This is a genomic window from Candidatus Thiodictyon syntrophicum (genome assembly GCF_002813775.1).
Taxonomy (GTDB): Bacteria; Pseudomonadota; Gammaproteobacteria; order Chromatiales; family Chromatiaceae; genus Thiodictyon; species Thiodictyon syntrophicum.
On sequence record NZ_CP020370.1, the window covers coordinates 2625989 to 2640781 of the forward strand.

The 14793-nt window shown below is 68.1% G+C and carries 11 protein-coding genes and 2 pseudogenes; 6 read left to right on the top strand and 7 right to left on the bottom strand.

Translation table 11 applies throughout. The features are described 5' to 3' along the window. Positions 1–47: 47 nt before the first annotated feature. Positions 48–2699, bottom strand: coding sequence for a beta strand repeat-containing protein (locus THSYN_RS11030; RefSeq protein WP_172965263.1), 2652 nt, complete (start codon positions 2697–2699; stop codon positions 48–50). A gap of 826 nt (positions 2700–3525) precedes the next feature. After that, positions 3526–4470 (bottom strand): annotated as a pseudogene (locus THSYN_RS37250) (S8 family serine peptidase); the annotation flags it as partial. Between the two features lie 966 nt (positions 4471–5436). Between THSYN_RS37250 and THSYN_RS11040 the strand changes: the two are divergent. The 6 genes and pseudogenes from THSYN_RS11040 (at position 5437) to THSYN_RS11070 (ending at position 10071) form a co-directional block, all read left to right on the top strand. Continuing rightward, a complete protein-coding gene (locus tag THSYN_RS11040) occupies positions 5437–5805 on the top strand; it encodes an HVO_A0114 family putative DNA-binding protein (RefSeq protein WP_236848862.1) in 369 nt (122 codons plus the stop codon). 73 nt (positions 5806–5878) lie between these two features. Further along, positions 5879–6583 (top strand): annotated as a pseudogene (locus THSYN_RS37255) (PD-(D/E)XK nuclease family transposase). A gap of 137 nt (positions 6584–6720) precedes the next feature. Continuing rightward, positions 6721–7704: an aldolase catalytic domain-containing protein gene (locus THSYN_RS11050; protein ID WP_100919191.1), complete on the top strand. Its 984-nt coding sequence runs from the start codon at positions 6721–6723 to the stop codon at positions 7702–7704. A gap of 99 nt (positions 7705–7803) precedes the next feature. Beyond that, positions 7804–8673: a 23S rRNA pseudouridine(2605) synthase RluB gene (gene rluB, locus THSYN_RS11055; RefSeq protein ID WP_236848936.1), complete on the top strand. Its 870-nt coding sequence runs from the start codon at positions 7804–7806 to the stop codon at positions 8671–8673. Positions 8674–8775: 102 nt separating this feature from the next. Further along, complete coding sequence (locus tag THSYN_RS11060; protein WP_100919193.1) at positions 8776–9024, top strand: type II toxin-antitoxin system ParD family antitoxin; 249 nt, start codon at positions 8776–8778, stop codon at positions 9022–9024. 378 nt (positions 9025–9402) lie between these two features. Next, a complete protein-coding gene (locus THSYN_RS11070; RefSeq protein ID WP_100919195.1) occupies positions 9403–10071 on the top strand; it encodes a caspase family protein in 669 nt (222 codons plus the stop codon). Between the two features lie 99 nt (positions 10072–10170). On the opposite strand, the gene THSYN_RS33720 is transcribed toward THSYN_RS11070, so the two are convergent. The 5 genes from THSYN_RS33720 to THSYN_RS11090 form a co-directional block, all read right to left on the bottom strand. Then, complete coding sequence (locus tag THSYN_RS33720; protein WP_157817601.1) at positions 10171–10320, bottom strand: hypothetical protein; 150 nt, start codon at positions 10318–10320, stop codon at positions 10171–10173. Positions 10321–10528: 208 nt separating this feature from the next. Beyond that, on the bottom strand, positions 10529–10807 hold the full coding sequence (locus THSYN_RS11075) for an MraY family glycosyltransferase (protein ID WP_100919196.1): 279 nt from the start codon (positions 10805–10807) through the stop codon (positions 10529–10531). 117 nt (positions 10808–10924) lie between these two features. Further along, complete coding sequence (locus tag THSYN_RS11080) at positions 10925–11848, bottom strand: SDR family oxidoreductase (protein ID WP_100919197.1); 924 nt, start codon at positions 11846–11848, stop codon at positions 10925–10927. A 171-nt stretch (positions 11849–12019) separates the two neighbouring features. Then, positions 12020–14173, bottom strand: a complete 2154-nt coding sequence (gene rlmKL / locus THSYN_RS11085; RefSeq protein WP_100919198.1) for a bifunctional 23S rRNA (guanine(2069)-N(7))-methyltransferase RlmK/23S rRNA (guanine(2445)-N(2))-methyltransferase RlmL — start codon at positions 14171–14173, stop codon at positions 12020–12022. A 199-nt stretch (positions 14174–14372) separates the two neighbouring features. After that, on the bottom strand, positions 14373–14786 hold the full coding sequence (locus THSYN_RS11090; RefSeq protein WP_100919199.1) for a YajD family HNH nuclease: 414 nt from the start codon (positions 14784–14786) through the stop codon (positions 14373–14375). Positions 14787–14793 lie beyond the last annotated feature (7 nt).

Sequence of the window (14793 nt, forward strand, 5' to 3'; positions counted from 1 at the left end):
GTGAATGGCGAGGGTCCCCGGCGCCGGGTGCGGCGCCGGGGGGGCGGTTACTGGGGTTGGTTGTTCAGCGTACTGAGGCCGGCGGCACGACCGCCGTCGGAGTAGCGCAGCGTCGCCTGGAACCGGGCGCCGGCGGTGCAGCCGGTGAAGTCGATCCCGACGGTTCCGCTCAGGGTCGCGCCGACGGCCAGGGGGCCGGTGAGTGTGGGCAGGGTCCCGACGGCCGGGGTGCAGGTGGGGCCGCCGGCGGGGTAGGTCTGGGTCAGGGTCAGACTGTCGAAGCGCGGGCTCGGCGCCGGACCGGTGCCGGTCGTGCGGTTGGTGAGGGTCAGGGTCCAGGTCCGGATCGGCTTGGTGCCGGTGCGGGCACTGCTCACGCCGGCCGTGAGCTCGGGTTGGGCGCCGGCCAGGGTGGCGGTGACGCTCATGGGTTCGGACATGAGGACCGGCTGGGTGTTGACCGCGGTCTCGGTGGTGGTGCCGTTCACCGTCCAGGAGGCGACGGCATATCCCACAACCGGGTAGATCGTCACCGGCGCCGTGGTCCCGGCGGCGAACCAGCCGCCGGTGGCGGGGGCGATGAGCCCGGCGCTCGCGGGCGCGGCCGCCGTGGTCAGTTGGTACTGGGTGGCGAAGGCGGCGGTGAAGGTGGCGGCCGCGGACGGGGCGGTGACGGTGTGGCTGAGCGCCCCGCCGTCGGACCAGGCGCCGAAGGCCGCGCGGGTCCCGTCGGCCCCGCCCTGGTACTGGGGCACTGCCAGTTGGTGGCTGGCGCCCGGGGTCCAGGCGGTGCTATAGGGGGCCGGGTGGCCGGTGCCATCGACGGTGACGGTGAGGCCCGCCGGGTTGGTGGCGATGGTGACGGGCACCTGCACCACCTGGGTCAGGGCCGGCGAGGTGGCGCCCTGGTAATTGTCGTCGCCCGCATAGACCGCGCTGAGGCTATGACTGCCGGCGGTGAGAACGCTGGTGCTCAGGGTGGCGGTCCCGCCGCTGAGGGGACCGTTGCCGAGGGTCGCGGCGCCGTCCATGAAGGTCACGGTACCGGTACCGCCGGCCGCGGTGACGGTGGCGGTCAGTTGCACCGACTGCCCGAGGGTCGCGGGATTGGGATCGGCGACCAGGAGCGCGGTGCTGCCGGCCTTGTCCACGGTCACGCTGACCGTGCCGGCCGCGGTGTTGTAGTGGGCGGTGTCGGTGGGCGTGAAGGTCACGCCCTGGCTGGCGGTGCCGACGGGCGGGGCGGTGCCCGGGGCGGTGAAGGCGAAGCCGCCTGCCGGGGTGGCGGTGCCGCCGCTGAGGGTCGAATCGGCCAGGGTCTGGCCGTAGTGGATGGTGTCGGCGGTCGGCCAGGTGGTCACGCTCGGGTTGGCCTTGGCGACCGTGAAGGTCTGCGTCACCTGGGGCGCGGCGTTGAAGTTGGCGTCGCCGCCCTGGTCGGCATTGATGGTGCAACTGTCGACGCCGGTGAAGGTCAGGACCCCGCCGGTGGTGATGGTGCAGACCGTGGGGGTGGTCGAGGTGAAGGTCACCGCCAGCGTGGAGGTCGCGGTGGCGCTCAGGGTCGGGCTGGTGCCGTAGACCTGGGACCCGGGGTTGGCGAAGCTGATGGTCTGGTCGGCCTTGCCGATGGTCAGCGTGTAGGCGGCGGAGGTGGAGCCGCTATAGTCCGTGTCCCCGGCATAGACCGAGGTGATGTCGTGGCTGCCCACCGTCAGTGCGCTGGTGACATAGGTGGCGGAGCCGCCCGCGAGGGTGCCGGTGCCGAGCGTGGTGGTGCCGTCCTTGAAGGTGACGCTGCCGGTGGCGGTGGTCGGGGACAGGGTGGCGGTGAGGGTGACGGCGGCACCGTACGCGGCGGGGTTGGGGGTGGCCGCGACCGTGGTGGTGGTGACGAGCGAGGGCTGGAACTTGGCCAGCATGGGGCGGGGGATCCCGCCGACGGTGCTGAAGTACCCACCGGCATAAAGCGCGGGGCCATTCACCGCCAGGGCGTTAACGGTGCCGCCGGCATTGGGGTTCCAGGTGGTGGCCGTGCCGCTGGTGGCATCGATGGCCGCGAGGCGGATGCGGGGCGTCGTGCCGCCGATGGTGGTGAACGCACCCCCGGCGTAGACGGTCGTGCCGCTCACCGCGAGGGCGGAGACCTCGCCACTGGCTTTCGGGTCCCAGGCGGTGAGGGCGCCGGTGCTGGTCTCAAAGGCGGCAAGGTGGTTGCGTGTCGTGTCGCCGATGCTGGTGAACTGGCCCCCGGCGTAGAGGGTCGTTCCGCTCACCGCCAGGGAGGAAACGTTCCAGTTGGTATTGGGGTCCCAGGTGGTGAGGGTGCCGTCGGCAGCGACGGCCGCCAGATGGCTGCGCATCGTGCCGCTGACGCTGGTGAAATTACCCCCGGCATAGACGGTCGTCCCGCTCACCGCCAGGGCGCTGACGGTGTTGTTGGCATTGGGGTTCCAGGCGGTGAGGGTGCCGTCGGCAGCGATGGCCGCCAGACGGTTGCGGGTGGTGCCGCCGATGGTGCTGAAATAGCCCCCGGCAACGACGCTCGTCCCGTTCATCGCCAGGGCACTGACGGTGCTGTTGGCATTGGGGTTCCAGCCGGCGAGGGTGCCGTCGGTACCGATGGCGGCGAGTCGATTGCGCGTGGTGCCGCCGACGCTGGTGAAATAACCCCCGGCGTAGACGGTCGTCCCGCTCACCACCAGGGCCATGACGTTGCCGTTGGCATTGGGGTTCCAGTCGGTGAGGGTGCCGTCGGCAGCGATGGCCGCCAGATGGTTGCGCGGCGTGCCATTTGATGGTGAGGAAATCCCCCCCGGCGTAGACGATCTGCCCGCTCACCGCCAGGGCGCGAACGATGTAGCTGGCACTGGGGGCCCAGGCGGCGTCAAGTGTGCCGTCCGACTTGATGTGGGCGACGTGATCGCGGGCGACACCATTGATGCTGGTGAAGGCACCGCCGATGTACCAGCCCCCGTCCCCGTCGGCGGCTGCCGAATAGATGGTGCCGCTGATCGTGGGGAAGGTCGCGCTGACCTGGCCGGTCGCGGTGTCGATGGGTGTGCCGTGGCCGGTGTAGGGACCGACCATGCCGAATTCGCCGCCGATATAGGTGATGCCGGTCGCGCTGTCCACGGCCGCGGCGTTCACCTGACCGTCGGTCACCGGAAAGTTATCGACCGGGGCGTCCGGCAGCACCGGGTCGCTGCTCGCGGCGGTGTAATCCGCCGACTGGGCCGCGGCCCTGGTGTCGGTGGGGGTGTCGGCCGGGGCCAGGGGCGCGGGGCCGCCCGCCGGGTCCGTCGCCCCCGCGGCGGCCGGCGCCGCCGCCTCCTCGGCCGCCGCGAGGGCGGCGGGCGTGGGCCAGCCGTAGACCCCAGCCAGGGCCTCCAGCGGTGCCAGTTCATCGGTCCCGGTGTCGGCCAGGGCCGCCGCCAGGTCGACCCGGCCGAAGCCCGCGTCGGGCGCCTCTTGCGGGTCGGCGACCGGGGCCGCGCCGCGCGCCAGGCGGCCCAGGACCTGGCCGTTGGTCAGGGTCGGCTCGGCCGCCTTGAGCAGGGCCGCCGCCCCGGCGACGAGGGCCGCGGCGGGGGAGGTGCCGCTGACCGTGCAATAGCCGCCTTGGCGGTCGGTGGTCGCGAGCTCGGTGCCGGGGGCGGCGAGGAAGATGGCGCCGCCGCGGCTGCTGAAATCGGCCAGGCGGTCGGCCTGGTCGCTGGCCGCGATACCGATCACGGCGCGGTTGGCGGCCGGGTAGCTCGGGGTCGTCGCCCCGGCGTTGCCGGCCACGGCCACCAGCACCGCGCCCTTGGACCAGGCGTAGTCGATGGCGTCCTGCAGGTGCGCGCTGTCGTCCGGGTTGCCGAAGCCCATCAGGATGACATCGGCCCCGTGGTCGGCGGCCCACACGATGCCGGCGATGATGGCACTGTCCTGGCCAACCCCGGCGGCGTCGAGCACCGTGACCGGCAGGACCGTGACACCACTGAAGGCGACCCCGGCGATGCCCTGCTGATTGTCGGCGACCGCGGCGAGGAGGCCCGCCAGTTGGGTGCCGTGACCGGCGGGGTCGGTGAGGCCGTCGCCGCCGTCAAGCAAGGACGTGCCGGGGCGCAGGTGCCCCTCCAGATCCGGGTGGGTGTCCTCGACCCCGGTATCGAGCAGGGCGACCGTCGCGGTCCCGGTCGGGGTCAGGGTGCTGTAGACCGCGGGCCAGCCGATGCGCGCGAGCGACCACTGGTCAGCGACGCAGGCGTCATTGGAGAGCCACTCGGCGCGGCGGGTCTTGACCGCCTCGACGCTCTCCACCTGGGGATCGGCGCCGAACGCCTGCAGGGCCTGGGACAGGTCGGCGGCCGGGACCTCCACTACATGCAGGCGCAGCGGAGCGACCGCCGACTGCTCGGCCGCGCCGTGGCGGGCGATGACCGCCGCCTGCGCGGCGGGGCTGAGCCCGTCCACCAGTTTCACCGACAGGGCCGCGGTGTCGGTCCCGCCGCGGGCGAGCGAGATGAGGCCGACGGCGAGCAGCAGGAGTGCCGCGAGGGCGGTCAGGAGTCTACCGATGCGGGTGCCGGGGGGGGGGGGCGGTGTTCATCATTGATCCCAGTGTTGTTTCGGTGCGCGGCGCGTCGCGGATGCGCGGCCGGGTCCCCGTGCGCGGGGTGGGCGGTCGGGCATCGACCGTCGCCTCCGGCGGCGCGCGCGGACCGACACCCGGCGACGGGGCGGCAACAGGGGGCGACTGGGGACGGTTTCCGGGGGGGCAGCGGCGCGGGGGCGGCTGGGGATACCGGGCCGGCCGCGGCCTGAGGCCGTCTGGGGGCGGGCGCGGCCGAGGTCCGATGGGGGACGCGCGGCGGCTTGGGAAGCGACCGTCAAAGCTTAGTCGAAACCCAGCAATTTTTCCAAGTTTGCAGTTGAAATTGTGACCTGGTTCCCGGCGCGGCGCGGGCCCTGGCGTGGGCGTGGGAGCGGCTTTACCGTGAAAGTGCGTAGTCAGGCCATCCTGGCCTGACGGTGTCGGGGCTGGAACGGTCGGGGCTGGAAGCCCTGACTACGCCGCCCTGCACGCTGGCCATCGAGCTAGCGGTCGAGCGGACTTTCATGTTCCGGGGTGGCGCGGGTGCCATGACCGTTAGCCGCGACGCGACCTGGCGAGTTGCCGTGGTCTCGTCGCGGCTGAAGCCGCTCCCACAGCGTCGCTGCGCGATGTTCACGGCAAAAGCCCTGCTCCGGCCCCCGATGCGACCCCCGGTTGCCGCCCGGCGCCGCCCCGGTTAGGGCACCGACCGCCGCAGACGCGGCGAGCCGGGCTTGACGCCAGGGTCGGCACATGGCGTCATGCGCCCTATGTCAGCAACACCCATCCTTAGCGACAAACGGGCATTCGGACGCGGAGTCGTCCAAGTTCTGGAACGATGTGGAGGCGAACCGATGAAGGTGCTGCATGTGAAGGTGGCCGAGTCGATGGCCGACCTGCTTGGCCGTGCACGCGGCGTCATGGAGTCCCTGGAGGCGGGCGCAACGCCGGAGCCCTACTTCGGCATCGGCTTCGAGTCGTTGCCGCAACTGCTGGAAGTCTTCTCGCTCGGGCGTTGGGCCTTGGTCGCTTATCTGAGCGCGCAGGGTCCGCTCAGCCTGGCCGAGTTGGCACGCGGACTCGGACGCGATGAGGCGGAGGTTAACGGTGATGTGGCTGCGCTGATGGAGTGGACGGTCGTGGAGCGCGGGGCAGACGGCCGGGTGTGGGTGCCTTGGGACGAAGTGGACCTGCGTTTGCCGTTGGCGCGACGGGCGGCGTAGCGTAGCGGGTGGCGTGTCTGTCAGCCGGGCCGCCTCGCTTGCCGCCCCGGCTAAGCCTGTCCACACTGCCGTTATGCGCCATCCCATCGATCCCAAGGTTGACTGCGTCTTCAAGGCCCTGCTGGGGGCCGAGGCCAATCGCGACCTGTTGATCCATTTTCTCAACGCCGTCCAAGGAGGGCGAGAGCTACCGCAAACTGCGCCCCACCTACGCGATCTGGCTGCTGGGTCAGACCCTGCTGCCGGATGAGCCGGAGTATGCCCATGAGTTCCGGTTGCGCGACCGGTACGGTCGCATCTTCTGGACCATGGCGGTATCTGGCTGCTGGAACTGAGCAAGTTCGCCGCCGACGCGGTCGAAACGGAGCGGCAGCGCTGGCTGAAGTTTTTCAACGAGGCGGAGCGTCTGGACGCGGATGCCCTGCCGGCGTGGATGCAGACCCAAGAGATGAGGCGAGCCATGAACACACTGAAGGCCTTTTCCGAGCAAGAACACGCCTACTATGCGTACCAGGCGCGGCAGGACTATCTGCGCGAACAGCAGAGTATCCAGCTCGAATTTGCCGACCTGCGTGCGGAGGTCGAGCAGGCGCGGGAGGCCGCACGAGCCGCCGAGGAGCGGGCCCGCGCAGTTGAGGAGCAGGCGCGGGCGGTGCAGGAGCAGGCGCGGGCGGCGCAGGAGCACGAACGGGTGGCCAAGGAAGAAGCCCTGGCCGAGAACGAGCGGCTGAAGCGATTGCTGGCGGGGAAGCCTGAGTTGCCGGACCCGTTGCGGTGACGAATGAACCCTACGTCGTCTCCGAGACCACATCAGTCTTACTCGCACCCCGCCGCGCCGCCGGATTTGCCGCCGCCGCCGGATATCCGGACAATGCAGGGTTTGGCTCAAGTCCAACCCCCTGCCTGGAGAAACCCGTGTCTGAGAAGGCCCCCTGGATCACCTACCGTCCCGAGCTCAAAGTCCTCGATTGCACCATCCGTGACGGGGGACTGGTCAACGCCCATCAGTTCAGCGACGCCTTCGTCGGCGCCGTCTATCGCGCGTGCGTGGACGCCGGCCTGGACTACATGGAGATCGGCTACAAGAACTCGAAAAAGGTCTTCCCGACCGACAAGTTCGGCCCCTGGCGCCACTGTGCCGAGGAGGACCTGCGCCGCGTCGTGGGCGACCACACCGCGGCCGCCACGGGGCTGAAGCTCGCCGCCATGGCCGACGCCGGCAAGAGCGATTGGCAGCACGACATAGTTCCCGCCGCCGACAGCCCGCTCGACATGATCCGGGTCGCCTTCTATGCCCACCAGGTGTCGGAGGCGGTCGAGATGATCCGCCACTGTCACGAACTGGGCTACGAGACCACCGCCAACCTGATGGCCGTCTCCAACATCACCGAGGAGGAGATTGACACGGTGCTGGAGGCCATCGCCGCGACCCCGGCCAGCACCATGGTCATCGTCGACAGCTTCGGCTACCTCTACCGCGAGCAGATCGACCGGCTCTACAAGAAGTACGCGGCGGCCATGGCCGGGACCGGCAAGGAGGTCGGCATCCATGCCCACAACAACCTCCAGCTCGCCTTCGCCAACACCATTGAGGCGATCATCCTGGGCTGTAACCGGGTCGACTCCACCATCTACGGCTTCGGCCGCGGCGCCGGCAACTGCCACACCGAACTGCTGCTCGGGTTCCTGCGCAACCCCAAGTTCAATGTCCGGCCCATCATCGAGGTGATCCAGCACCAGGTGGCACCGTTGCGCAAGGACTTGGTCTGGGGCCCGTCGATCCCTTTCAACATCACCGGCCAGCTCAACCAGCACCCGCGCACCGCCATCGAGTGGACCGAGGGCCCCAACCGCGACGACTACCTGGCCTTCTACGACAAGGTTGTCTCGGAGTCCTGAGTGCGCCACCACCACGGTTCCGGCACACCCCCGCGTCCTTCAGGCACCGCCCGTCCGCCGCTCGACCGCAACCGCGGCGGGCGCGGCCGGACCGAACCGGTGCCTGCACCCGCCGACGGCCCCGGCGAGCGGCTACAAAAGGTCCTGGCCGAGCAGGGGCTAGGCTCGCGCCGCGAGATCGAGGTCTGGATCACCGAGGGCCGCGTCCGGGTCAACGGCCAGGTCGCGAAGCTGGGCGACCGCGCCACCCCCACCGACCGGGTGCGGGTCGACGGCCAGGAGGTCCGCCGCCGCCCCCGGCGCGAGGCCGAGAGCCAGATCATCGCCTACCACAAGCCGGAGGGCGAACTGGTGACCCGCCGCGACCCGGAGGGGCGGCCCACGGTCTTCCGCCACCTGCCGCGCCCCAAGGACGGGCGCTGGATCGCCGTTGGCCGGCTCGACATCAACACCTCCGGGCTCATGCTCTTCACCACCGACGGGGAACTGGCCAACCGGCTCATGCACCCCTCCCGGGAACTGGAGCGCGAATACGCGGTGCGCATCCTGGGCCGGGTCCCGGACGGCACCCTGGACCGGCTGACCGCCGGGGTCGAATTGGAGGACGGCCCCGCCCACCTGGACGCCGTGAGCGCGCGCGGCGGCGACGGCGCCAACAGTTGGTACCACGTCGTCCTCAAGGAGGGCCGCAACCGCGAGGTCCGGCGCCTCTGGGAGGCGGTCGGCTGCCAGGTCAGCCGCCTGATCCGGGTGCGCTACGGCAACATCGAACTGGGCCGGCGGCTCTTCCCCGGTGTCTGGCGGCCGCTGACGGATGAGGAACGCCGGACCCTCTTGACCCTGGTCGGGATGGAGCCGGTGCGGCGCGTGCCGCGGGCCAGGACCGCCGCCTCAGAGGTGTGGGCGCCGGGACCTGGGGGCGGGGGGGCAGGGCGTGGGCCGCGGGCGGGGTACTCCAAGAGAGAGTAGGTGTCCGCAAATGAACGCAAATGAACGCAAATTGCGCCGCGGGCTTGACCTTACGGCATCCTCGATACCCTATTTGCCACAAACAATGAGTCGAGGTGCGCGATGGCAACCACGAAGCTGAATCTGGGTGATCGCTGGGAGGCGTTCATCGACAGCGAGGTCTCCTGCGGGCGGTACGGCTCCCCGAGCGAGGTCGTGCGGGATGCCCTGCGGCAGATGGAGGCAAGACAGCGGACGCTTGAGGCCCTGCGAACGCATCTCGCCGAAGGTGAGACGCAGGCGTACCGCGGTGAGTTCGTGCAGGACTACTCCGTCGAGGCCATCTTGGCTTCGTCGGAGCAGGGGGCGTGACCCGCCCGTTCCGGATCACGCCCAGGGCCGCTCAGGACTTGCGGGACATCGCCCGCTACACCATGCGAACCCTACCAGACATCACCAACTTGAAGCCGAAAAAAACAATGCTTCTGAAGACTACCTTGAGGAATATCTTGGCTACGTGTTTGAAAAATTTTCTGACACCAAGAAAGAATACGATGCACTCTGCAGCGAGCAGGACGTATGATAGTCTCCTTATCTAGAATCCGGACAAAACAATTTTCATTGACAATGTTTTTCATTTAATAACAACGGGGAAAACGGGCCAGGCTCGAGTTGATACTGACGCCGAACCGCACTCGCTCGTTCCGGTCCGCCTGCACTCGTCCAACACCGACATCCGTCTAAGCACAAATGGGTTCTGAAAACGTAAGTTCGTCCATTTTCTATGCCTCACAGTCCGGAAGGCCGACCCTCGACCAAGGAGAGGGCAGAGGCAACCCGTTTGCAACTTCTCTAATTGAGCTTCTTGCAAGACCTTCGTTAAAGTATTCCGAGCTGCGAACGGACATTGTTTCGCTGACCCAACACAAGAGTCGCGGCTTTCAAGTACCCGATGTTCCTGCTGTTGAAACTGATTGGACCCCCGCCGCCTGGCAACTGAAGCCCGCTGCTTCGGAAGAAAAGCGCATGGCATTCATCTTCGTATACTCGGATTATGAAAAAGCCGGAGTGTCGTCCCTTCCCGGAGCCGAGCGGGACCTTGGCCGCGTAACAGACGCATTGGTGCAAGCGGGATTCGCTGTAGAAACAGCCGCAAACCCAACCAAGCAAGAACTCCAGCGGGCTTTAGCTGATTTTTCCCGGAGATCTGCGAGCGCGGATGCAGCGACAATATACGTTACCGGTCATGGATTTGAGCAAAACGGAAAAGTTTATCTGGCGCCGAACGATTATCCTTTCAAGCAAGGCGCAAAGGTTCTTTCCGAGATGGGAATTGATATTGTCGGCTTGGGAAATTATTTGAAAGCAAAAAGTGCGAACATGGTTTTCTACGGCGGCTGTCGGAGCGAATTGCGGTAAAAGACGTCAAACAATCGGCGCAGCGTCGCCGCATACCGCGCGCCGAGTTCGTCGTAAGATTCAAAGCTGATCACCAAACTCGGCGCATCGCGCTGCCAGTCAATCGGCCGCCACGGCCTCGCCATTGAGCTGCCGCCAGGTGATCTCGCTGGCGACCAGATAGACGCTGAACAGGGTGAGGAAGGCGGCGAATTGGTAGCGCTCGGGCGCGCCGAACCGGTAGGCGCAGAGCCCGGCCGCGGCGAGCACAGGGTGCCGGTACCCAGCATGACCGCGAGTGCGCCGTTGACGGTGAGACCGACGGCGCACAGGAGGTGGTGCAGGTGCTCGCGGTCCGGCAGCAGGGGCGAGCGGCGGTGCAAGGTGCGGCGCAGCATGATGCCGACCGTATCCATGAGCGGGATTGCGAGTATCCATAGTGCCGTTACGGGGGCGATCACCAGGGCCTCTCTTTGGCTCAGGGGCCGACCACGAACCAGGCCAGCCCCAAGCCGAGGAACAGGCTTCCGGAGTTGCCCATGAAGACCAAGGCGCGGGGCCGACCCGGCAGGCGCAGGTTGGCGAACAGGAAGCCACAGAACATGGCGATGCCGCCCACCAGGGGTACCTCGCCCAGGTGGGTCTTGTGGCCGCGCGGAATGTCGATGAGTCCGATGTTGCGCGCGACCGGGGAGAGCAGATGGGGCAGGGCGGCGGTGCTCAGAAAGGCGATGGGATAGACGGCGATACTGTGCATTCGTTGCGGTGCGATCGCCGGTGACGGTAACAGGGCACCCAAGATACACAAAACACGGACGCCGTGCGGCAACTTTCGCACCGTGCAGAGCGCAGGACTCGCCCCGGCGCGCCCCGCTCAATCCTTCAGATAGTCCAGTGCCGGCGCCGCGAACCGCTGGGGTCTGATGCCAAGCCGGGCCAGGCCGTCGTCCCCGGAGCAGACGTTGCCCTCCAGCAGCATCTCGATCTGGTCGCGGGTGATGGGGAACCAGGGGTAGCGATCCAGCAGCGCCGCCGCCGCCTTCACCGCGACGGCGGGTGCGGGCAGCATCCACTTGGAGCGTCCGCAGGCTGCGGCGATGGTGGTGAGGATGGCCTTCCAACTGAGCCGGTCCGGGCCGCACAGGCAATAGGTCTGGGACTCGGTGCGCGGATCGGTCAGGGCCTGGGCAAAGGCCGCCGCTACGTCAATGACACTGACCGGGGCGAGTTCAAATCGGCCGGCCTGGAGCGGGAGCAGGCCCGGAAAGAACAGCGGCGCGGGCAGGGGACTCAAAATGATGTCGCGTTTGAGCTGGTCGCAGAACTCCATGCGCCCCCGCGGGTCGCCGAAGATCACCGAGGGGCGAAAGATCGTCCAGCGCAGCCCCGCGGCCTTGACCGCCTCTTCGGCCCGCCACTTGGTGCGCTGATAGGCGGTGCCGTCCGCGCGAATCCCATTTGCACTCATCAGGATGAAGCGCGGGACACCCTGGAGCCGGGCGGCGGCCAGGGTGTCGACCACGCCCTGGTACTGCAAGGCCTCGAAGGTGATGCCGCGGGCCGGAAATTCGCGCAGTATGCCGATCAGATAGATCACGGCCGAGGTCCCTTGGAGGCAGTCGGCCAAGGCCTGGGGGTCAGCCACCGTGCCCGTCACCCGTTCGCACCCGTCCGGCCGGTCGACCTTGGACTCGCTGCCGGGCCGCACCAGGAGGCGGGGGGTGTGGCCGTCCGCGCGCAAACGCTCGATCAGGTATGAGCCCACGAACCCGGTGCCGCCGATGATTGCAACCTTCATGTTGTTGTCTCCGCATGTCCAAAACGATGGGTTGGAACTGGTGGCTGGCGCGGGTTTGTCAAGCATGTGCCGCGGGCCTTGATCATACGTTGTCGTTGTCGTTGTCGTAATCGTAATCGGAAAAGCGATAACCTCGATTACGACAACGACAACGACAAGGACAACGAATTCCTAGTGGCGGATACGCCAGCAGTTGTGGATACGCGGGTTGCGGGCGAAGTCGCGGGGCAGGGTGTCCGCGCTGAGGTCGGTGATCTCCAACTCCGACAGGTCCTCGGCGTCCATGCGGAAGCGCCGCAGGTTGTTGGAGAAGATCAGGGTTCCGTCCGGCTCCAGCAGGCGCACCGTGGCGCGGATGAGGGCCGCGTGGTCGCGCTGGATGTCGAGCGTCTCGTCCATGCGTTTGGAGGTGGAGAAGGTGGGCGGGTCGAGAAAGATGAGGTCGAAACGGCGCCGGCCCTCGACCAGGCGCAGCCAGTCGAGGCAGTCGGCGTGGATCAACTCATGCCCCAGTCCTTCGATCCCATTGAGATCCAGGTTGCGCCGCGCCCAGTCCAGGTAGGTGCGTGACAGGTCCACCGTGGTGGTGGCGGCAGCCCCGCCGCGGGCGGCATAGACGGTGGCGGTGCCGGTGTAGGCGAACAGGTTCAGGAAGCGCTTGTCGGCGGCCAGTTGTCCGATCAGGCGGCGGGTGTCGCGGTGGTCCAGGAAGAGTCCGGTGTCCAGGTAGTCCTCGAAGTTGACCAGGAAACGGTGACCGCCCTCGGCGACCTGGTGGAAGCGCCCGGTCGCGGCCAGGCGTTCGTATTGACGCTCGCCGCGCTGGCGCTCTCGCACCTTGAGATACACCTGGGTCTCGGGTACCTCCAGCACCTCGGGGATGACACTCATGGCCTCGCGCAGGCGACGGCGCGCGTCCCTGGGATCGATGGTGGCGGGGGCGGCATACTCCTGCACCACGACGCAGCGGCTCTCTCCCTCGTAGATGTCCAGCGCCACCGCGTACTCGGGCAGATCGGCGTCGTAGAGTCGGTAGCAACTGATGTCCTGCGTCTTGAGCCACTTACGCAGGGCCTTGAGGTTCTTCGTGAGACGGTTGGCGAGACTGGTTGCGCCCTCGCTGCGTTGCTCCGGGGCCAGGGGGCGGGGCCGGCTGGAGACGAAGTAACGCGGGTCGACCTCGAAGTGCAGCAACCGGCATTCGATGGGGCCGTTGTAGAGGGTGTGCAGGCGGATCGCCCGCAGGCCCATCTGCTTGCCGAGATCGGGGTTGCCGGTCAAGAGTGCGGCGCGCCAGCCGACGAAACGCTCCTTGAGCAGGCTGCCCAGCCGGGCATAGAGGGCGGGCAGGTCGAGGTCGGTGCCGAGCCGCTCGCCATAGGGGGGGTTGACGACGACCAGGCCCCGGTCCTCCTCCCGCCCGGGCCAGCAGTCGGCCAACTCCCGTCGCTCGAAATGGACCCGTCCCGCGAGTCCGGCCCGCTCCAGGCAGGCGATCGCCACGCGGATGGCCGTGGGGCTGGCGTCATAACCGCGCAGCGGTGGGAGCCGGTTCAGTCCGGCGGTGCGTCGGATCTCGGCCTCGTCGATGAGGCGCTCCCAGATCGCGGGCTGATGCCCGGCCCAGCCCAGGAAGCCGAAGTCCTGGTGCAGCAGGCCCGGGGCGATGTCCGCGGCGATCAGAGCCGCCTCGATGACCAGGGTGCCGGAGCCGCACATGGGGTCGAGCAGGGCCCCGCCCTCGGCCGCGCTGGCCGGCCAGCCGGCGCGCAACAGGATGCCGGCCGCCAGGTTCTCCTTCAGCGGCGCGGCGGAGCCCTCCTCCCGGTAGCCGCGGCGGTGCAGGGAGCCCCCTGAGAGGTCGAGCGCGATGACGGCGCTATCCTGGTAGGCATAGCAATGGATCAGCAGGTCCGGGTGGTCGGGGTCGACGTTGGGTCGGCGTCCGCAGTGCTCGATGAAGCGGTCGGCAATGGCGTCCTTGACCCGCAGCGCCGGGAACTGGCTGTTGTTGACCCCGGCCAGACTGCCGTCGAAGCGCACCGCGAAGGTCCGCTCCAGCGCCAGGTGCTCCTCCCAGGGGATGGCGCGGGCACCGGCGTAGAGGGCCTCGATGCCGGGTGCCGGAAAGGCCGCGAGTTGCAGCAGGACGCGGTTGGCCACCCGTGACCACAGACAGGCGCGGTAGCCGTCCTCCAGGGTGCCGGTGAAACGGGCACCGCCACGGGCCTCCACCGCCCCGGTCAGGCCCAGCCGGTCCAACTCCTCGGCGAGCAGACTGCCCAGGTGCTTGGGGGCGGTGGCGAAGAAGGTATAGCGGGACATGCATGGACCTGCGGGTGGGGGTGCGCGGCGAAAGGGGAGTAAGGATGCCGGGCGCAAACGTTGTTGTTGTCGTTGTCGTTGTCGTAATCGTGGTCGGATTATTCGATTACGACAACGACAACGACAACGTACCCGGGATCTCGGTCACCACATCCAGCCATCGCCGGTCGCCGGTTCCTTGCGGCGACGCCCCTTGGGCTTATTCCTTCTTCAGCAGATCGCCTAACCCCGCGAAGGGGTTGTGGGTGGTCTGCTTGCCCCCGCCCGGGGCCGGCCGGGTGGGTCCGGCAGCGCGGGCGGCCAGGTGTTCCTCGTAGCGCTGGTGCTCGTTGTCGTGGCAATAGAGGCAGAGGAGTTCCCAGTTGCTCCCGTCGGGCGGGTTGCGATCGTGGTTCATGTCCTTATGGTGGACGGTCAGTTCGCGCAGGTTGCTTCGGTCGAAGACCCGGGCGCAACGCCCGCACACCCAGGGGTAGATTTTGAGGGCCTGTTCGCGGTAACCGGCGGCGCGCTCGTCGCTGGCCGCCCGCGCCTGACTGACGACGCGGTCGAGCCGCGCCGTGTCGATCGGTCGGCCGGTCTTGCCGTGACGCGGGGGATCACTCGGGGGCATGGGTCGA

Coding starts and splice junctions, on each gene's coding strand:
- THSYN_RS11040 (WP_236848862.1), top strand. CDS start 5,437: ATGAAGGTGCTGCATGTGAAGGTGGCCGAGTCGATGGCCGACCTGCTT.
- THSYN_RS11060 (WP_100919193.1), top strand. CDS start 8,776: ATGGCAACCACGAAGCTGAATCTGGGTGATCGCTGGGAGGCGTTCATC.
- THSYN_RS11070 (WP_100919195.1), top strand. CDS start 9,403: ATGGGTTCTGAAAACGTAAGTTCGTCCATTTTCTATGCCTCACAGTCC.
- THSYN_RS11075 (WP_100919196.1), bottom strand. CDS start 10,807: ATGCACAGTATCGCCGTCTATCCCATCGCCTTTCTGAGCACCGCCGCC.
- THSYN_RS11080 (WP_100919197.1), bottom strand. CDS start 11,848: ATGAAGGTTGCAATCATCGGCGGCACCGGGTTCGTGGGCTCATACCTG.
- rlmKL (WP_100919198.1), bottom strand. CDS start 14,173: ATGTCCCGCTATACCTTCTTCGCCACCGCCCCCAAGCACCTGGGCAGT.
- THSYN_RS11090 (WP_100919199.1), bottom strand. CDS start 14,786: ATGCCCCCGAGTGATCCCCCGCGTCACGGCAAGACCGGCCGACCGATC.